The following is a 17779-nucleotide window of genomic DNA, read 5'->3' on the forward strand; positions in this document are numbered from 1 at the left end:
CGGGCTAACGGCATCTTGCCCAATCGAAGACCGTTTCGATTGGGCCGTTCGATTGGGCGGTGTGTCATGCTCGTTGCGGGATCGTTTCGGGGCGTGTGGAAATCGCAAAGCGCGCGGTTGCCGGGTCCGCTTTGTAAAACCCTTCCAGCTCATCCAGCCGGTGTGTGAGCGCGGTCACGCTGTCGATCACATAACGCGCTTTTTCATCCGACATTAGATAGCTGAAATTGAGCCGCACCCAGCCCGGTTTCTCCAGCTCATGCCCCTGTTGCAGCGCGCAGAACAGAGCGTCGGAGCCGATCTGGTCGATCCCCAGCAGCGCGTGGGCATAAGGACCCGCACAGGCGCAGCCGCCGCGCACCTGAATGCCATAGACGTCGCTTAGCATCCGGGTGAACAGCTGGTGATGAAACGGGCGGCCGTCCGCGCGTTTCACCAGAAAGGAAAAGATTGGCAGCCGGTTGGGGTGATCCGTGCCCAGCAGCACCAATTGCGGATTGTCGGCCCATCCGGTGATGGCCATCTTGTTCAGCTCGGCTTCGCGGGCAGAAATCCGGTCCTGTCCAACCGCCTCCTTGACCAGAAAGGCGAGGGCTGCGCGAATGTCGCCCACCACATTTGGTGTGCCGGCCTCTTCGCGTGTGGCAAGCGTGTCGGAATAGCTGTGTGTCCAGGGAGAGACAAAGCTGACAGTGCCGCCCCCCGGCAGGCTTGGCGTGTGGTTTCTGACTGCGGCGTCCCGCACGATCAGCAGGCCGGACGCGCCCGGACCGCCCGGAAATTTATGCGGTGAGACCACCACCGCGTCTTTCTGACAATCTGGCGCGGGGGCCATGTCAATCGGCAGATAAGGGGCGCCGCCCGCATAATCCCAGACCGACAGCGCGCCATGTGCTTTCAAAAGCCGCGTCACCGGATCGGGGTCCGTGATCACGCCGGTTACATTGGAGGCGGCTGAAAAACTGCCGATTTTCACCTCGGCATCTGCGTGGGTCACCAGGGCTGCCTCAAGGGCTGCCAGATCCGGCCCTCCTGTCGGTGCTTCGGGGATCTCCACAACCTCTGCGGCGGATTCGCGCCAGGGCAGGATGTTGGAGTGATGTTCATAAGGTCCAATGAAAACAACCGACTTCCGCGCTTTGTTTACACCAAACAGGGACACGAGCCGGTTCAGGCCCGCAGTGGCCCCGGCCCCCGCAAAGATCACCGAGCAACCGTCTGCACGGGTGATCCGCGCGATTTCGGCGCGGGCCTGCGCCCGCATACGGGTCATATAGGCACCGCAATAGGAGGCCTCGGTATGGCTGTTGGCATAGAAGGGCAGAACGTGATCGCGGATAAAATCTTCGACCAGTGTCAGCGCCCGCCCGGACGCCACGTAATCGGCATAGGTCAATGAGACTTCGCCGAACAGGCCGGGAATTTTCACCCCATCCCCGATAACGGAATTGCGGAGCTTTGACATCCTGTCGGCCCGCCGCAAAAGGGATTTGAAGATCTCGATACTCATATTGTGTTCCCTGACGTCACTTCTGTTTAGAGAATTTCACCATTGGTTAGACGAGGTTTTGAACGTAATATCTGCTTGAAATCGAAAAATATGGTGAAAATGACCACATGGATGGCGTCAAAATAGATCAAAAGGATCATGAGATCCTGGCAATTCTGCAGCGCGAGGGGGCCATTTCCCAGCGCGAACTGGCCGAGCGGGTGGGGCTGTCGCAAAACGCTTGCTGGCGGCGGCTGCAAAGCCTGAATGCGATTGGGGTGATCACCGGCAATACGGTGCGGCTGGACCGGGAAAAGCTTGGCATGAAGCTGGTGGTTTTTGTGCTGATGCGCACGCGCCATCATTCATCCGACTGGCTGAAGAATTTTCGCAGGGCGGTGCTGAACGTGCCGGAAGTTGTTGATTTCTTTAGGATTGGTGGGGATTACGACTATCTGGCAAAAGTGGTGACAGAGGATATCCAAAGCTATGATCAGGTCTACCAACGCCTGATTTCCACGGTTGAGCTGGACGGGGTGACCTCATATTTCTCAATGGAAACCATTGCCGAGCAGCGCCCCTATCATATCTGATCAGGCGGCTGCATCATCGGCATCCTGCATCACCCGCTGCGGTATCGGGACACGAAATTGGCGAGGATCTGTTCCGGCACCACCACATTGGCAGCATGCACCATGTCGATCAGGGACTGGGCTTCTTCCGGTGGGAAATAGCCGTGATGTTTATAGATGCCGATACGGGTTTCGAACCCATGTGCATCGGCCTCGGGGTGGAACTGGGTGGCATAGACGTTCTGGCCAAAGCGCACCATCTGGAACGGGCAATCGGGTGCGCTGACCAGATGGGTACAGCCTGCGGGCAGGTGCTGCATCGCTTCCTTGTGGCCGACAAATGCCTCAAATTCCTCTGGTAAGTCATTGAGAAGTGGATCTTTTTTTCCATCATTTGTCACGCGGCAGGGGGTTGCCCGCACGGGTTCGCCGTAGCGGTCCTTGGAGATCGCGCCAGGTTCAAGATGGTGGCCGAGGATGCCGATCCCATAACAACAGCCCAGAAACGGCATGTCGCGGGCGGTGATTTCCGGCATCAAGGACAGGCATTCTGCCTCGATCTTGGCCTCAATCGGTTTTTTCTTTTCCGGCGTGTCCGAAACACAGCCGGGTCCGCCACCGACAATGACGCCGGAATAGGCGTCAAGGTTGAGATCCGCAGGCAGGTTGTCCTGATCCAGGCGAATGCGATGGACCTCGTCACGCGACAGGTTCCCTTTGCTCAGAAAGGCCTGAAACTCGTTATCCGAGGCATCGGTTTCAGGGCGCAATTGCAAGATCAGAAAGGGTTTCATCACGGGCCTTCGGGTCAGAGGAGAAAGTTTGGACGACACTGCCTGATCAGGGCGATGAGGGCAATGGGCTGATCATGGCCGAAATGCGGGATGCGGCGTTTTGATACATGGTCTGTAATTTGCGAATTAATGAATATGAGCCAGTGCTGCGCGAACCACCGGCAGGGGAGAGCCAGCCATAAACACAATCCTGAAAAGGGTGGTCTGGGTCGTTCTTGGGGTGATGTTTGCGCAGATTCCTTGGCCGAAACCGGATCAAACGGGGCGAAGATCCCCGAAAAACCACCTGCAATTTCAACATCTTAGACTATGTCGAGGACGTGGTGCCGCATTACGACTGGTTCAACGGCCATGTGGAATATGCAACGGATGAGGTGATCGCCCCCCGTCCAAGGTGGTCGAAGTGAACCGTCTGAAAGGCACACCGGGTGCCACGGACAGCCGGATCTGGCCGTTCAAACGCATGGAGGGCCGTCAGGCCTATGACATGGCATCGAACAAACTGACCTCAAGTGTTTCGCCTTATTATTGAGACACAATAATGAGGCGAAACGCTCGAAACCTACTGATGTTGCGGGCGTTTCGAAATCAGCTTGTGTCTCAAGTTAATCTCGAAACGCTTTATTCACAGGTCTGGGGTCCAACCACCGACACCGCCTTCTGGACCAATTTCGATTGGGACAAGGCGATCAAGGCCGGAATGAAGGCGGCCGGGCGTGAGTATTCCGGGCAGTTCGATTTCACGGACACGTATATGTATTGGCCGATCACCCATATGGTGGCGCCCGCGGATCAGGCACTTGATTGTGCAGCCTACCATGCAGAGGACGGTCGGTTGGGCGGGATCGCGGCGGTTTACATGCCCGGCACGGATCCGCGCGGCCCGTTTGGCCTTATCTTCATGGCGATCTTTGCCCTCGCCCTGCTTGGCGTCACGGGCCATGCGCTGCTGCGTCTGGTTGGCCGCAAACCGTCATGAGCAAACGTATCGTCAAGGTTTACCCGCAGTTTGAGCGCCTGTGGCACTGGACGCAGATGGCGCTAATCATGGTGCTGATGGTGACCGGGTTCGGAATGAACGGGGGTGCATGATCTGCTGCCCTTCGGACCGGCGGTCATGTTTCACACCATGGCGGCGCTTGCGCTGCTGGTGGTGTGGATCTTTGCCACGTTCTGGCTGTTCACCACCGGCCCATGATCAGCGGGTATGAAGAGGTGGACCTGACCCCGGAGCAGGAGGCCTATCTGGAGGCCAACGAACCGGATCGTCTGATGCCGCGTGAGGGTTGAGTGCATCAGGCCGATCAGAGGGTGACCCCCTGGGCTGAGGGGGCGCCCCGGTGAAGAACGCGGGATCCAAAAGGAGCCCGCGTTTCACGTCTGCAACCTGTGCGCAGCACCCCGTGCCGGGGGAGATAGTCTCATATATCCTGTGCCTGCAACCTGTGAAAAAAGCAGCTTACGTAAAAACGGCTCACCGGGACGGGAGCCTTTGAAGGGGGCTTCAGGATGTCATCATGTGTGATCGTGGGCTGGGGTCAGCGTCCCCAGGTGCGCACGGTGCCGCAATCCATATGCACGAAATTGGAACCGGTATATTTTCCAACCCCTCCGCCGCGGCAGGCCACTGCGGCTTTGAACATCTGGTTCACGCTGCGTGATTTCAGGCGCAGATCAGCAGCCTGACCCTTCATATGCAAAGAATTCTTGGCAACCCCACGCGACTTGCTGCGCAACATGGCGTTGGTTTGCGGCGAACGGTAGCCCGACAGCATCATATAGGGTTCACGCACTTCCATCAGCCCATGGGCAGCGGCCATGATGTCGATGTTGCGGGGGTCTATCCCGACCGACCGGTCCACGCGCCAGTCGCGCATGAAGTAATTGATTTCCTGAAGGGCCTCTTTGATGTATTTGCCTTCGACCCAATAGATCATATTGATCGATTCACCGGTGCGGCCGGAATACATTGCAATGCGGCGCACATCGCCGCCGCCACGCAGAAAGCCTGCGGCATTGGCATACATCGGAGCGGCAGATACGGCCGTGGCGGCAAAGGCGCCCAGCAATCCGCGGCGTGTCAGCAGGGTGGAAGAATTCCGCTCGGTCGAAAGATCAGTCGAAACCGTCATAGTCATAGTTCAGCGTGTCCCGTCGCTTGCCTGTCCTCTGATCCCGCCCTTCTGGAGGGGCGCGTGATCGTCGTCCTGTTGCTACCTTTTTCCCCTGAGGTGCGTTTGTTTTATGGCACAAGTCGAATCGCAAACCAAGGGAAGTTTTAACACCAGGGGCGTTTTCAAGACTGGTCGGCAAAATTTTGCTGAAAATGGAAAATAACTGGTTAACCGTGACCAAAACGCGCCAGTTCTTCGAAATTCCCTTGCGATTGTTAAATTGCTTCTCAGATTTCGGTTTTGTGAGTGGACAGTCCCAGAGGGATTTAAGACAATTCGCCGATCTTTCGGATTATTTGGTATCAACGGGATTGATATGACAACTCTATCACTGCGAAATTCTCGTGCTTTTTCTGCGCATCTGGTTCTGGTTTGGGCGCTTAGCCTTTCAGTGGCGGTCTTTGCCTCGGTGTCCGGGGCCAGGGCACAGTCCAGCCCATCTGCCTTTGCACAGGCCGTGGCCGAGGCGGCCGCGCGCGACAGTTCGGTGGCGGCTTTTTACAAGGCCAACGGCTACAAGGCGATCTGGACCGGAACCGGTGGCAAGGACCGGTCGCGTCGTAAGGCGCTTTTGCAGGCCTTGTCCCAGGCAGGGGATCATGGATTGCCGTCATATGAGACTGATCTGCTCAGAACCAACCTTGGGCAGGTGAAAAGCGTGCGGGATCTGGGCAAGCTTGAGGTTCAGATGTCAAAGCTGTTTCTGCGCTATGCGCGGGATGTACAGACCGGCATTGTGAAACCATCCAGCGTTGACAGCGGAATCGTGCGCGATGTGTCGCTGCGGGATCGGGCACAACTTCTGGCTGCGTTTGCCAAATCGAGCCCGGCGGGGTTCTTGAAGGCCCTGCCACCGAAAGCACCGGAATATGCCCGGTTGATGAAAGAAAAGATCCGGCTGGAGAAGCTGCTTGCGCGCGGGGGCTGGGGGCCGAAAGTGCCCGCCAAGTCCCTCAAACCGGGCCAGTCCGGAAAGGCCGTGGTGGCGCTGCGTGACCGGCTGCAGGCGATGGGCTATCTGAAACGCTCTTCTACCCAGACTTATGATGTGGCGATCCAGAAAGCGGTTCAGCTGTTCCAGCGCGATCATGGGCTGCTCACCGATGGCGTGGTTGGCGCGGGCACCATGAATGAGATCAACGTGCCGGTGCAAAAACGTCTGGTGTCGGTTATCGTGGCGATGGAGCGGGAACGCTGGATGAATATCGAGCGCGGCAAACGCCATATCTGGGTGAACCTGACCGATTTCACCGCAAAGATCGTGGATGACGGCAAAACCGTTTTCCGCACCCGATCTGTCATTGGCAAGAATGTGAAAGACCGGCGCAGCCCGGAATTTTCCGATGTGATGGAGTTTATGGTGGTCAACCCGACCTGGAACGTGCCGCGTTCTATCGCCACCAAGGAATACCTTCCGATGCTAAAGAAGAACCCCTATGCAGTCAGCCATCTGAAGGTGATCGACAGTCGGGGGCGCACGGTCAATCGTGGGGCGGTGGACTTTACGCAGTTCACGGAAAAGAGTTTTCCTTTTGCGATTAGGCAAGACCCGTCTGCCGACAATGCGCTGGGGCTGGTCAAGTTCATGTTCCCGAACCGCCACAATATCTATCTGCATGACACCCCGTCGAAAAGCCTGTTTTCGCGGGAAAAGCGTGACTTCAGCCATGGCTGTATCCGTCTGAATGACCCGTTTGATTTCGCCTATGCGCTGCTGTCGAAACAGACGAATGACCCGAAAGGTGTGTTCCACAAGGCGCTGAATTCCGGCAAGGAAACGCGTATTGATCTGCAAGAACCGCTGCCGGTGCATCTGGTCTATCGCACGGCGATCATGCCGGCCAAGGGGCGGGCCAATTATCGCCGCGACGTTTATGGCCGGGATGCCAAGATTTGGCAGGCCCTGAGCAAAGCCGGGGTGGCGCTTCGGGCCGTAGACAGTTAAATCCTGTCATAAGAGATGCCAGGCCACCGGTTTGACAACGGGGCGCAAGGGGGACCTCGCGCCCCTTTTTACGTCCACCGGGGGCGAAATGCCGACCCCGGACCTGCCGGCCCCAAAGGAGAAAAGACATGACATTCACGCTCGCCGAAATCGCCAAGGCGCTTGGAACCGAGGTGCTGGGGCGCGGGGATATCGCGCTTGACGGGGTGCGCGAACCTGCTGATGCAGGGCCGGAACATCTGGCGCTGGCAATGGATCCGAAATATGCGGATGGGTTTGCGCAAGGGGCCGCGCGGGCGGCGCTGTTGTGGGAGGGGGCGGACTGGCAGGGGCTGGGGCTGGACGGGGCCATCTGTCTGAGCCGCGGAAAAGCTGCGATGCCGCTTCTGACCCGTGCGCTTGACCCCGGCATGGGCGTGGCACCTGGGATCCATCCAACCGCAGTGGTGGATGACACCGCCCAGATCGGTGAGGGGGCATGCATCGGTCCTTTTGTCGTGATCGGAGCCGGGGTGGTGATTGGAAAAAACGCCACCATCGGGGCCCATGTCTCGATCGGATATGACACGAAAATCGGTGATGCGGCGGTTCTGCATCCCGGCGCGCGGATTGCGCATCAATGCCGGATCGGCGACCGGTTTGTGCTGAACGCCAATGCGGTGATCGGCAGTGACGGGTTTTCTTTCGTGACGCTGGACCGCGAAAGTGCCGTGGAAAAGATGCGCGGAGATATGGCCGAAGGGGAACAGGCCGGGGCGGTTCAGGGCAGCGCCCACTGGGCGCGTGTGCATTCCCTTGGCGGGGTTGAGATCGGGGATGATGTCGAGGTCGGTGCCGCTTCAACCATTGATCGCGGCACCATTCGGGCCACACGGATCGGAAATGGCACCAAAATCGACTGTCAGGTGCAGGTGGGCCACAATGCGGTTGTGGGCGAACATGTCATGATGTGCGGCAATGTGGGTGTCTCCGGCTCTGCCCGGATTGGCAACCGGGTTGTGCTGGGGGGCAAGGTCGGTGTCAGCGACAATATCTTCATCGGTGACGACGTGATTGCCGGGGGGGGCACCAATATCTACACCAACGTTCCTGCGGGGCGTGCGGTTCTGGGCAGCCCTGCGGTGAAGATCGAAACCGAAATGGCCATCCGGCGCGAATTGCGCCGCCTGCCACGCCTGGCCCAAACCCTGCGCGACCTTCAAAAAACTGTTTCAAAGCTCGTGGATAAGGACGGATAAAGGCCCCCGTTCCCCTTGAAGCGGTAGGGGGGCATACCCTAATTTATGGCTGGAACGGGCCAAGGACAGGAGCTGATATGTCTGACATAAGGGACCGGGTGATTGCGATCATCGCTGAACAGGCCGTGCTGGAGCCGGGGGATGTGCGCCCCGAGCAGACGCTTGAGGAGCTGGGAATTGACAGTCTCGGACTGATCGAAAGCATCTTTGCCATCGAAGAAGCCTTTGATATTTCAGTTCCTTTCAATGCCAACGACCCTGATGAAAGCGGGTTCGACATCTCTTCCGTGGCGGCGATCATCGCGGCTGTTGAAGGCTTGATTGCAGCGCAGGCAGCCTGAATCTGATGCGGCGTGTTGTGATCACCGGTCAGGGGACAATCAATGCCCTTGGTCGAAATGTTGCCGAGACGATGGAGGCGATGCGCGAAGGGCGCTGTGGCATTTCGGATCTCGATTTTCGCGATGTGGACCGCCTGTCGATCCGGATCGGTGGGCAGATCAAGAATTATGACCCGGAAACCCATTTCAACCGCCAGAAGATCTCGCTTTATGACCGGTTTACCCAGTTCACGCTGTTGGCCGCACAAGAGGCGGTGACCCAGTCGGGTCTGGTGTTTTCAGGGGACCTTGCCACCCGTTCCGGGGTGGTGCTGGGCACGTCGGGCGGGGGGATGAACACGCTCGATGAAAATTACCGATCCGTCTATGAAGATGGCAAGAACCGGGTGCATCCCTTTGTGGTGCCCAAGCTGATGAACAACGCCGCCGCCAGCCATGTGTCGATGGAATGGAACCTGAAAGGGCCGAGCTTCACCGTCGCCACCGCCTGTGCCAGTTCAAACCACGCGATGGGGCAGGCGATGCAGATGATCCGGTTTGGGCTTGCAGATGTGATGGTGACAGGCGGGTCCGAGGCGATGCTGTGTTTCGGGGGCATCAAGGCCTGGGAAGGGCTTCGGGTGATGTCACGCGATGCTTGTCGCCCGTTTTCCGCCAACAGGAACGGCATGGTGCAGGGCGAAGGGGCAGCGGTGTTCGTGTTCGAAGACTATGAACACGCGCGCGCGCGCGGCGCCGAGATCATCGCCGAAGTGGCCGGGTTTGCAATGTCGTCAGATGCGGCTGATATCGTGATGCCCTCCCGTCAGGGGGCTGCGCGGGCCATCCGGGGCGCGCTCAGTGATGCGCAGATGAATCCCGAGGATGTCTGCTATATCAACGCCCATGGCACCGGAACCGCAGCCAATGACAAGACCGAATGCGCGGCGGTGGCAGATGCATTTGGCCATCATGCGGATGATCTGATGATTTCCTCGACCAAATCCATGCATGGGCACCTGATCGGGGGCACCGGCGCGGTAGAGCTTCTGGCCTGTATCATGGCGCTGAGGGACGGGGTGATCGCGCCCACAATCGGGTATCAGGAGCCGGACCCGGAATGCGCGCTGGATGTGGTGCCGAACGAGGCGCGCGAAGCGCGGGTCGAAGCGGTGCTGTCCAACGCTTTTGCGTTTGGCGGGCTGAACGCGGTGCTGGCCTTGCGGCGCGCGCCCTGAGCGTCAGTTCGGTCTGCCCAGTTTAATTGCCCACTGTTAATTGCCCAGCGTTAATTGCCCAGTGCGCGACCCAATCTGTTTTACAACGACGACAAAAATCGTTTCGACGTTCACCTGAGACAGGAAAAACTCGAAACGCTTTAACAGAAAACGCCGCCTGAACAGGCGGCGTTTTTTAGTTGTTTTGAAGGTCGGTGTTCTTATTGCACGACAGGCTGCACCAGCGCGTCATAGGCGGCGGTAAAGCCGGTCAGCGACATGTCCAGATTGACCTTCTGGTTGGCTGCTGCTGCGGGGACGATGGTCACGGTGGCCTTCGCGCCTTTTTTGAACGCAGCGATTTCGGCCGCGGTAAAGCCGATATTGGCAACACAGCCCGGCTGAGAGCAGAAGCGGAACGGGTAGCGGCGGGTCTGCGCGCCATCCACCGAGATGGTCAATTGCTGGGTCAGCAAGGTTTCGAGCGGCACCACGACAGTTGCCCCGGCGGCTGCCTGGCCCCCTTCGGGCAATTTGCCCAGAGAGACTTCTGCAACCGAATTGCCACTCTCATCTTTCAGCAGCTGATAGATCTGGCAGGGATCGTCCCCATCGGGATTGTTCAGGCATTTCACCTCCCAGTCGCCATGGGTGGAGGCGACATACGGTGCGCCTGGCTGCAGCTCGGCATTGGACACTTCGGTGCCCATATCCGGCCCATCCTGCGCAGTGTCCGTGACTTCCTGTGTCACCTCGGCGGCTTCCGGTGCGGTGGCATCGGTGCTTTCTTGCGCCATCGCTGCCGTGCCAAAGGCGAGAATCGCGGCAATCGACAGGGGTTTCAACAGGGGTTTCATCAATTCAACCGTCATCATATTCCGTCTTTTCCAACGTCTTTTGTTTCAGTTGCGCATGGCTTAGCACGAGGGGTCAGGGCTGTCAGGTGGAAAAGAAAACCGGGTTGGGCCGAGGGGGGATTTTCGCTGATCCCCTCGCTGTAGCTCAGAATTGAATGAAAAGGGTAAGTGACGGTTTCCAAAAGAAGAAAAGGACCCGACAGATGCGGATCCCTTTCTAATTCTCTCCCTGCCGGACTGACCGGCTTATGGGAGGGACGCTATGTCACTTGGTCGCAGTGGTCAAGACTTGAATTTGATCTGGATCATAAAAAATGCGCGCATGCGGGGCCGCATGCAGGGCGGTCCGATGAAAAAAGCCGCGCCCGAAAGGCGCGGCAGTCTGACAGGGAGGAAGTCTTCCCAGGGCGCGTGCCCATCGGGAATGGATTCACCCTTTCACAGAAAGGTTAATTTTGTATTGTCAGGGAGAACGGAATTGGAACACCCGACCGTGCGGGCGCAACACCTGCCAGCGGCGCGTGAATAAGACAGGCAGATCAGATGAGTGAAACGATTTTCATTGGTGGCGGTGGCGAAGGTTATGGCGCGGCGCAAACGCTTTTGCTGAAATATGCCAACCGGCATGGGCTGGTGGCGGGGGCCACGGGCACCGGCAAGACGGTCACGCTTCAGATCATGGCCGAAAGCTTTGCCGCCCAGGGCGTGCCGGTGTTCCTGTCGGATGTCAAAGGCGATCTGTCCGGTCTTGCCGTTGCGGGATCCGAAAGTTTCAAACTGCATGAGGCCTTCACCTCTCGGGCTGAAAAGATCGGGTTCACCGATTATGCCTATCAGGCCTTCCCGGTGACCTTCTGGGATCTTTATGGTGAGCAGGGCCATCCGATCCGTACCACGGTGACGGAAATGGGGCCCTTGTTGCTGTCACAGCTGCTGGAATTGACCGAGGCGCAGGAAGGGGTGCTGAACATTGCCTTCCGCGTGGCCGATGAACAGGGGCTGCCTTTGCTGGATCTGAAGGATCTGCAGGCGCTTCTGGTCTGGGTTGGAGAGAATTCCAAAGATCTTTCCCTGCGGTATGGCAATGTCTCCACGGCCTCGGTGGGGGCCATTCAGCGCGCGCTTCTGGTGTTGGAAAATCAGGGCGGGCACAAGCTGTTTGGGGAACCCGCGCTGGAGCTGTCGGATATGATGCGCACCGACACGGATGGGCGCGGGCGCATTTCGATCCTGGCGGCGGACAAGCTGATGGCTTCTCCCAAGCTTTACGCAACCTTCCTGCTCTGGCTGTTGTCGGAACTGTTTGAGGAACTGCCCGAGGTGGGGGACCCGGACAAACCCAAGCTGGTGTTTTTCTTCGACGAGGCGCATCTGCTGTTTGACGATGCCCCCAAGGCGCTGGTGGATAAGGTCGAACAGGTGGCCCGCCTGATCCGGTCCAAAGGGGTTGGTGTTTATTTCTGCACCCAGAACCCGGCGGATGTGCCGGAAGATATCCTTGGTCAGCTTGGCAACCGGGTGCAGCACGCGCTGCGCGCGTTCACCGCCAAGGACCGCAAGGAGCTGCGCCAGGCGGCGGAGACCTATCGCGACAATCCCCGCTTTTCCACCGAGGATGCCATTCGTGAAGTTGGCGTGGGCGAGGCGGTCACCTCGTTTCTGGAACGCAAAGGGGCACCGGGTATGGTGGAGCGCACGCTGATCCGCCCGCCCAGCTCTCAACTTGGCCCGGTGGATGCAGCGACCCGTCAGGCGTTGATCAAAGCCTCGCCGATTGCTGGCAAGTATGAGGATCTGAAAGACCGGGAAAGTGCGTTTGAGATCCTGGCGGCGCGTGCCGACAAGGCGGCGCAAGAGGCCGAAGAGGCAGAGCGCGCCGAGGAGGAGGCCGAGAGTGTGGCAGAACGGGAATACCGCGCCGGGCGGCGCTATTCCGGCACCCGTGTCGGTCGCTCCACCGCGCGCAAGACCAAACGTAAATCCGAAGACGGGTTTGGGTCAGCGATTGCGACCGCCGTGATCAAGGAGCTTAAGGGCACGACCGGGCGGCGCATCGTGCGCGGCATTCTGGGCTCGTTTTTCAAAGGACGGTGAGCTGTCTAAAGCGTCCCGCGGTATACCTGAAGCAGGGATTAGGCGGGGTGCTGCGCAACATACGAGCGTTTCGCGCGTTCCTCCACAAACCAGCCTTTCAGGTTTTTGGCGGAACGCTTTAGCTAAAAAGATGTAGTGCCAATTGGCGCAATCGCCCCTGAAACAGGAACGGGCCACATCCGAAAAGGTGGCCCGTTTCTTTATTATTCAATCCAAGGCCCTGGGAAAAATCGTGCCCTCGGGCCTGCCACAAACCTTGATTATGGCTGCGGCGGAATACCCCAAAAAGCAGGGTTTATTGGACTGAAATCGGACCTTTGCACGATAATGTTGTCCGCAGAACTATTGGCGCTCTTGTCCGAGCAGCCGGTAATAAACAGGACTAAACCAATCACAACGAGCGATACATTTCTCATGATACCCTCCTTGATTGAAAGGATCAGTATCCCCTGCGCCATGGTGACGGATCAAGCTGGCCAATCTGTTAGCCCGCCCCCGGTTGGACGGTGTTGGATGAGGGAGGAGGCTGTGAAGAGATGAAAAGCGTTTTGAATTCCCCTGTCACAGCAGAGGTCGAAACGCTTTAAAGGGGGCGGATTTTCAGTTCGGCAATCCGGTTGCCATCGCGTCGGAGCACCTCAAACCGGAACCCATGAAAGCTGAACACCTGGCCCTCGCTGGGGATCATCTGGGCTTCGTGAATGACCAGACCCGCAATGGTGTTGGCCTCGTCATCAGGCAATTGCCAGTCGCGCGCGCGGTTCAGGTCGCGGATCGTCATAGCGCCATCAATCAGGTAATGCCCATCCGGGGTGCGGGTGATTTCTTCCTCATCCGCCGAGTCGAACTCATCGGTGATTTCGCCGACGATTTCTTCCAGAATATCCTCAAGCGTGATCAGCCCTTCGAGGGAGCCATACTCATCCACCACAAGCGCAAAATGGGTGTGGCGGTGCAGGAACTGGCGCATCTGGTCGTCCAGCGTGGTGGTTTCGGGGATGAAATAGGGTTTCATCACCACCTGCATCACGTCGAAATCATCCAGTGATTTCCCCGAGGACTGAAAGGCATACATGGCGCGGCTCAGATCCTTGGCGTGAAGCACGCCAAGGATGTTTTCCTGCTCGCCACGATAGACCGGCAACCGGGTATGGGGGGAGGCAAGGATCTGTTCCAGAACGTCAAGCGCCGGGGCGTCGGCGTCAATCATTTCGATCTTGGAACGATGCAGCATGATCTCTTCGACCGCGCGATCCCCCAGATCCAGCGCCCCTAACAACCGGTCGCGATCTTCCTTTTCCACGGCCCCTTCCGAATGGCCCAGTGTGATGGCCCCGGCGATCTCTTCGCGCACTGCCAGGATCTGGCTGTCCGGGTCGGTTTCGACCCCAAACAGGTTCAGAACGCCCCGCGTGATTGCGCGTACGGCGGCCACTATCGGTGAAAAGATCAAGATCACCACGGCAATCGGCCCCGATGCCGCCCCGGCGGCGGCTTCGGGCCGGGTGATGGCATAGGTTTTGGGCAATACCTCGGCAAAGATCAGCACCAGGAAGGTCATCACCAGCGTGGCCAGCGCCACGCCGCTATCGCCAAACAGGCGGGTGAAAAGGGCGGTTGCCAGCGAAGTGGCGAGGATGTTCACCAGGTTGTTGCCCAGTAGAACCGATCCGATCAGCCGCTCATTATCCTCGGTGATCTCCAACGCGCGCTGCGCCCCGCGTTCGCCACGATCCGCCCGCGAGCGCAGCTTGCCGCGTGACGCTGCGGTCAGCGCGGTTTCTGAACCTGAGAAAAAGCCTGACAGCACCAGAAGCGCCAGAATGGCGGCGGAGGTGATCCAGAAACTGGTGTCGAGCATGTTGCGGCCTTTGTGATCATTGCGAAGCTGGGCGAATTGCCTATAGGTCTTATGGGGACAAGAACGGTTGTTTTCAAGGGAGTGACCAATGGATCATCTGACAGAAACGCATCCCGGTGCCCAGGAAATACCGACCGGCGCGGGGGCAGGTGATCCGGCGCCGCTTCTGGCTCGTTTCGCCCATGCCCCCCTGACCGGGGCCGGGGAGGCGCTTGAAATGATGCGCCTGTCCCTGCTGGACTGGGCGGCCGTCTCTATTGCAGGCGCGCGTGAGCCGGTCTCAGAGATCCTGCGCGACATGGGGCTGGAGGATGGAGGGCATGCACAGGCCAGTGTCATCGGTTCGGCCACTCGTCTGCCGGCCCGTGCCGCCGCACTGATCAACGGAACCACCAGCCATGCGCTTGACTATGATGACACGCATTTTGCCCATATTGGCCATCCGTCCGTGGCCGTGATCCCCGCCGCACTGGCCCTGGCCGAGGCAGAAGGCAAGACCGGACAGGACATGCTGGAAGCGGCCCTGATCGGGGTGGAGGCGTCGATCCGTGTCGGGATGTGGCTGGGCCGATCACATTACCAGACCGGGTTTCATCAAACCGCCACGGCGGGGGCGTTTGGTGCGACGCTGGCGGGGGCGCGCCTTTTGGGGCTTACCGAGGCGCAGACCCTGCACGCGCTTGGCCTTTGCGCCACCCGTGCCGCCGGGTTGAAAAGCCAGTTTGGCACAATGGGCAAGCCTTATCACGCGGGTATGGCTGCTCAAACCGGGGTGGAGGCGGCCCGTGCCGCCCGCGCCGGGTTTCTGTCGACCCCGGACGGGTTGACTGCTGGGCAGGGCTTTGGTTCGACCCATGCAGGAGAGGGCAATATGGGGGCGTTTGAGGGGATGGGCACGCAGTGGCAGATCCTGTCGATCAGTCACAAGTTTCACGCCTGCTGCCATGGCACCCATGCGATGATCGAGGCGCTCTCGCCGCTGATGCTGCGGCCCGATCAGGTGGTGTCGATCGAATTGCGCACCCATCCTCGCTGGCTGAGCGTGTGCAATATTCCGACCCCGGCGACCGGGCTTGAGGTGAAGTTTTCCTATGCCCATGTGGCGGCGATGGTGATCAGCGGCTGTGACACGGCGGCGCTGGACAGTTTCTCGGATGCGCGGGCCCGGGACCCGGAATTGCAGGCGCTTGCGCGCAAACTGCGTGTGATCGGGGATGACGCGGTCCGGGAAACCGAGGCGCAGCTGGTGATTGACACTGTCACGGGGCGTCGCACGGCAGAGCATGATCTTGATACGCCTGTGCCGCTGGACACGCGCCGTCGCAAGCTGCGGGCCAAGGCGCGGGCGCTGACCGGTGGGGCAGGCGGCGGGCAGGGGGACCGGCTCTGGTCCGCCATTCAGGCCGAGACTGGCCCGGACCTTGTGGCATTGGCGCGGCTGTTACGACTGGCCTGAGTTAGAACAACAGCGGGACTGGCAGCGGAAATGACAAAGGCGGAGACCCGAAGGTCCCCGCCTGTCCCTGCGGTGTCGGAAGTGTACAACTCGCGCAGGGCAGGCCCCTCTTGGTCAGGAGTGAGGGGCCGGTCTGGTGGGCCGTGTTACGATGTGAAATCATAGGCCCGTTCACCATGGGCTGAGAGGTCAAGCCCGTTGGTTTCGGTTTCCAGATCCACGCGGATCGGGGTGATCAGGGCCACAAGTTTGACCAGCGCGAGGGTGACCACGAAGGTAAAGACCCCGACGATGAGCAGCGCGCCGATCTGCGCAATCCACGCCCCATGTCCAAAGGCGGCAATCATGATCGTGCCAAAGATCCCGCCGACACCGTGCACGGCAAACACATCCAGCGTGTCGTCGATCTTCATCTTGTTGCGAACGAAATTCACCGCTTCCTGGCAGAGCACACCTGCAACCGCCCCGATGATCAGCGCCTCAACCGGGCCGACAAAACCAGAGGCCGGGGTGATCGAGGCCAGCCCCGCAATGGTGCCGGTCACAATGCCCACAAGGGAAGCCTTGCCGTATTTGATCCGCTCCCAGATCGCCCAGGTAAGCGACGCGGTGGCGGCCGAAATATGGGTGACGGTGATCGCCATCGCCGCGCCGCCATCGGCCGCCAGCTGAGAGCCGCCATTGAAGCCAAACCAGCCGACCCACAACATGCCCGCGCCCATGAACACCAGTCCCGGCGCGTGCGGTGGGGTGGTGCGATGTTTACGCGGCCCCAGCACATAAGCGATGATCAGCGCGGCAATGCCCGCGGTTTCATGCACGGTGATGCCGCCGGCAAAATCCTTGGTGCCGACCGCTCCGAAAATGCCGCCATCCGACATCATTCCGCCGCCCCAGATCCAGTGCACCACAGGCGCATAGACAAGGAGCATCCACAGGCCCGAAAAGGTCAGCACAAAGCCAAAGCCCACCCGTTCGACATAGGCGCCGACAATCAGCGCGGGGGTGATCACGGCAAAGGTCATCTGGAAGGCAAAGAACAGGATTTCCGGCAGGGTGCCGGACAGGCTGTCGGCGGTCACTCCGTTCAGAAACGCTTTGCCCAGCCCGCCCCAAATGCCGTGATCGGAGCCGCCAAAGGCAATCGAATAGCCCAGCACGAACCACAGCATGCTCATCATACAGGCAATGGCGTAGACATGCATGAAGACCGACAGCACGTTGCGTGCCCGCACCAGCCCACCATAGAACAGGGCAAGCCCCGGCAGGGACATGAACAGCACAAGGGCTGTGGCGGTTAAGATCCAGGCGGTGTCAGCGGCATTCATTGGTGTCCCCTTCACATGCAATTTCGCAATTGCCTATGGAAATGGCGCAAAACCCGCGCGCTGAGGACAAAGAGCGTGGAATTTAGCCGTGAAAATCAGAGGTTTTTGCACCTTGCTCAAAAATAAGGCGCCTTGCCTGTCTGTTTGGTGCAGGAACGGGCAGTTGCGGAAAGGGGGGGGCGGGATATGCCGCCTGGCCATGCTGAATGGCTGATGATTGCCGCGAAGGGGAGTGTGGTTCTGTGGTCTTGGCGATGATCCAAAGCATGGCCCCGAAGCTGGACCAGGAAGGGCAAACTCTGCCGCTTCAGCTGTGCGCTGGTTACCTTGTGACCTGGGCCGTGAGGGGGGAACGCACCACATAGCAGCTGTTTCAAACGAGTTGACGGTGGTAACAGGTGCCACAGGTGAATTCTGGGGCGCCTGGGGCAGGG

At 59.1% G+C, this 17779-nt stretch carries 16 protein-coding genes and 1 pseudogene; 11 read left to right on the forward strand and 6 right to left on the reverse strand.

Features of this window, described 5'->3' with window-relative positions:
* Positions 1 to 64: 64 nt before the first annotated feature.
* Positions 65 to 1510, reverse strand: coding sequence for an aminotransferase class V-fold PLP-dependent enzyme (locus tag AKJ29_RS14540; RefSeq protein WP_055192020.1), 1446 nt, complete (start codon positions 1508 to 1510; stop codon positions 65 to 67).
* Between the two features lie 107 nt (positions 1511 to 1617).
* Here AKJ29_RS14540 and AKJ29_RS14545 point away from each other — a divergent pair, with 107 nt between their 5' ends.
* Positions 1618 to 2082 (forward strand): Lrp/AsnC family transcriptional regulator, encoded by a 465-nt coding sequence (locus AKJ29_RS14545; protein WP_055192022.1) that lies wholly within the window; start codon positions 1618 to 1620, stop codon positions 2080 to 2082.
* Between the two features lie 29 nt (positions 2083 to 2111).
* Here the strand turns inward: AKJ29_RS14545 and AKJ29_RS14550 are convergent, their stop codons facing one another.
* The gene (locus AKJ29_RS14550) at positions 2112 to 2855 is read right to left on the reverse strand and encodes a glutamine amidotransferase (protein ID WP_055192024.1); all 744 of its coding nucleotides are present in this window, start codon (positions 2853 to 2855) and stop codon (positions 2112 to 2114) included.
* A gap of 227 nt (positions 2856 to 3082) precedes the next feature.
* Between AKJ29_RS14550 and AKJ29_RS14555 the strand changes: the two genes are divergently transcribed.
* Both AKJ29_RS14555 and AKJ29_RS14560 read left to right on the forward strand, forming a co-directional pair.
* Positions 3083 to 3262 carry a hypothetical protein gene (locus AKJ29_RS14555; protein WP_055192026.1) on the forward strand — a complete coding sequence of 60 codons (180 nt, stop codon included), beginning with the start codon at positions 3083 to 3085 and terminating at the stop codon, positions 3260 to 3262.
* A pseudogene (locus AKJ29_RS14560) lies at positions 3259 to 3834 on the forward strand (hypothetical protein). The gene AKJ29_RS14555 and the pseudogene AKJ29_RS14560 overlap by 4 nt, the downstream one beginning before the upstream one ends.
* Before the next feature lie 559 nt (positions 3835 to 4393).
* Here the strand turns inward: AKJ29_RS14560 and AKJ29_RS14565 are convergent.
* Complete coding sequence (locus AKJ29_RS14565; RefSeq protein ID WP_055192030.1) at positions 4394 to 4987, reverse strand: YcbK family protein; 594 nt, start codon at positions 4985 to 4987, stop codon at positions 4394 to 4396.
* Between the two features lie 358 nt (positions 4988 to 5345).
* On the opposite strand from AKJ29_RS14565, the gene AKJ29_RS14570 reads away from it, so the two are divergent.
* The 4 genes from AKJ29_RS14570 (at position 5346) to AKJ29_RS14585 (ending at position 9770) form a co-directional block, all read left to right on the forward strand.
* The gene (locus AKJ29_RS14570) at positions 5346 to 6974 is read left to right on the forward strand and encodes a L,D-transpeptidase family protein (protein ID WP_055192032.1); all 1629 of its coding nucleotides are present in this window, start codon (positions 5346 to 5348) and stop codon (positions 6972 to 6974) included.
* A 128-nt stretch (positions 6975 to 7102) separates the two neighbouring features.
* A complete protein-coding gene (locus AKJ29_RS14575) occupies positions 7103 to 8212 on the forward strand; it encodes a UDP-3-O-(3-hydroxymyristoyl)glucosamine N-acyltransferase (protein ID WP_055192034.1) in 1110 nt (369 codons plus the stop codon).
* A gap of 77 nt (positions 8213 to 8289) precedes the next feature.
* Entirely contained in the window at positions 8290 to 8553 is a 264-nt protein-coding gene (locus AKJ29_RS14580) for an acyl carrier protein (RefSeq protein ID WP_055192036.1), read from the forward strand.
* 5 nt (positions 8554 to 8558) lie between these two features.
* Entirely contained in the window at positions 8559 to 9770 is a 1212-nt protein-coding gene (locus AKJ29_RS14585; protein WP_055192038.1) for a beta-ketoacyl-[acyl-carrier-protein] synthase family protein, read from the forward strand.
* A gap of 200 nt (positions 9771 to 9970) precedes the next feature.
* On the opposite strand, the gene AKJ29_RS14590 is transcribed toward AKJ29_RS14585, so the two are convergent.
* Positions 9971 to 10621: an invasion associated locus B family protein gene (locus tag AKJ29_RS14590; RefSeq protein WP_235477582.1), complete on the reverse strand. Its 651-nt coding sequence runs from the start codon at positions 10619 to 10621 to the stop codon at positions 9971 to 9973.
* A gap of 528 nt (positions 10622 to 11149) precedes the next feature.
* Here AKJ29_RS14590 and AKJ29_RS14595 point away from each other — a divergent pair.
* Both AKJ29_RS14595 and AKJ29_RS19740 read left to right on the forward strand, forming a co-directional pair.
* Entirely contained in the window at positions 11150 to 12700 is a 1551-nt protein-coding gene (locus tag AKJ29_RS14595) for a helicase HerA-like domain-containing protein (protein WP_055192040.1), read from the forward strand.
* A gap of 142 nt (positions 12701 to 12842) precedes the next feature.
* Complete coding sequence (locus tag AKJ29_RS19740) at positions 12843 to 13007, forward strand: hypothetical protein (RefSeq protein WP_161805448.1); 165 nt, start codon at positions 12843 to 12845, stop codon at positions 13005 to 13007.
* Positions 13008 to 13283: 276 nt separating this feature from the next.
* Here the strand turns inward: AKJ29_RS19740 and AKJ29_RS14605 are convergent, their stop codons facing one another.
* Positions 13284 to 14561: an HlyC/CorC family transporter gene (locus AKJ29_RS14605; protein ID WP_055192044.1), complete on the reverse strand. Its 1278-nt coding sequence runs from the start codon at positions 14559 to 14561 to the stop codon at positions 13284 to 13286.
* An 88-nt stretch (positions 14562 to 14649) separates the two neighbouring features.
* Between AKJ29_RS14605 and AKJ29_RS14610 the strand changes: the two genes are divergently transcribed.
* A complete protein-coding gene (locus AKJ29_RS14610) occupies positions 14650 to 16017 on the forward strand; it encodes an MmgE/PrpD family protein (protein ID WP_082392620.1) in 1368 nt (455 codons plus the stop codon).
* Positions 16018 to 16163: 146 nt separating this feature from the next.
* Here AKJ29_RS14610 and AKJ29_RS14615 read toward each other — a convergent pair whose 3' ends face one another.
* Positions 16164 to 17345 (reverse strand): ammonium transporter, encoded by a 1182-nt coding sequence (locus AKJ29_RS14615; RefSeq protein ID WP_055192046.1) that lies wholly within the window; start codon positions 17343 to 17345, stop codon positions 16164 to 16166.
* 206 nt (positions 17346 to 17551) lie between these two features.
* Between AKJ29_RS14615 and AKJ29_RS20165 the strand changes: the two genes are divergently transcribed.
* Positions 17552 to 17710 carry a hypothetical protein gene (locus AKJ29_RS20165; protein ID WP_235477590.1) on the forward strand — a complete coding sequence of 53 codons (159 nt, stop codon included), beginning with the start codon at positions 17552 to 17554 and terminating at the stop codon, positions 17708 to 17710.
* The last annotated feature ends 69 nt before the right edge of the window (positions 17711 to 17779 follow it).

It is taken from the genome of Aliiroseovarius crassostreae (assembly GCF_001307765.1).
In the GTDB taxonomy this organism is placed as follows: Bacteria; Pseudomonadota; Alphaproteobacteria; order Rhodobacterales; family Rhodobacteraceae; genus Aliiroseovarius; species Aliiroseovarius crassostreae.

Excerpts from the sequence above, each read along its gene's own strand:
- AKJ29_RS14540 (WP_055192020.1), bottom strand. The coding sequence starts at position 1,510 with ATGAGTATCGAGATCTTCAAATCCCTTTTGCGGCGGGCCGACAGGATG.
- AKJ29_RS14545 (WP_055192022.1), top strand. The coding sequence starts at position 1,618 with ATGGATGGCGTCAAAATAGATCAAAAGGATCATGAGATCCTGGCAATT.
- AKJ29_RS14550 (WP_055192024.1), bottom strand. The coding sequence starts at position 2,855 with ATGAAACCCTTTCTGATCTTGCAATTGCGCCCTGAAACCGATGCCTCG.
- AKJ29_RS14565 (WP_055192030.1), bottom strand. The coding sequence starts at position 4,987 with ATGACGGTTTCGACTGATCTTTCGACCGAGCGGAATTCTTCCACCCTG.
- AKJ29_RS14570 (WP_055192032.1), top strand. The coding sequence starts at position 5,346 with ATGACAACTCTATCACTGCGAAATTCTCGTGCTTTTTCTGCGCATCTG.
- AKJ29_RS14575 (WP_055192034.1), top strand. The coding sequence starts at position 7,103 with ATGACATTCACGCTCGCCGAAATCGCCAAGGCGCTTGGAACCGAGGTG.
- AKJ29_RS14580 (WP_055192036.1), top strand. The coding sequence starts at position 8,290 with ATGTCTGACATAAGGGACCGGGTGATTGCGATCATCGCTGAACAGGCC.
- AKJ29_RS14585 (WP_055192038.1), top strand. The coding sequence starts at position 8,559 with ATGCGGCGTGTTGTGATCACCGGTCAGGGGACAATCAATGCCCTTGGT.
- AKJ29_RS14590 (WP_235477582.1), bottom strand. The coding sequence starts at position 10,621 with ATGACGGTTGAATTGATGAAACCCCTGTTGAAACCCCTGTCGATTGCC.
- AKJ29_RS14595 (WP_055192040.1), top strand. The coding sequence starts at position 11,150 with ATGAGTGAAACGATTTTCATTGGTGGCGGTGGCGAAGGTTATGGCGCG.
- AKJ29_RS14605 (WP_055192044.1), bottom strand. The coding sequence starts at position 14,561 with ATGCTCGACACCAGTTTCTGGATCACCTCCGCCGCCATTCTGGCGCTT.
- AKJ29_RS14610 (WP_082392620.1), top strand. The coding sequence starts at position 14,650 with ATGGATCATCTGACAGAAACGCATCCCGGTGCCCAGGAAATACCGACC.
- AKJ29_RS14615 (WP_055192046.1), bottom strand. The coding sequence starts at position 17,345 with ATGAATGCCGCTGACACCGCCTGGATCTTAACCGCCACAGCCCTTGTG.
- AKJ29_RS20165 (WP_235477590.1), top strand. The coding sequence starts at position 17,552 with ATGGCTGATGATTGCCGCGAAGGGGAGTGTGGTTCTGTGGTCTTGGCG.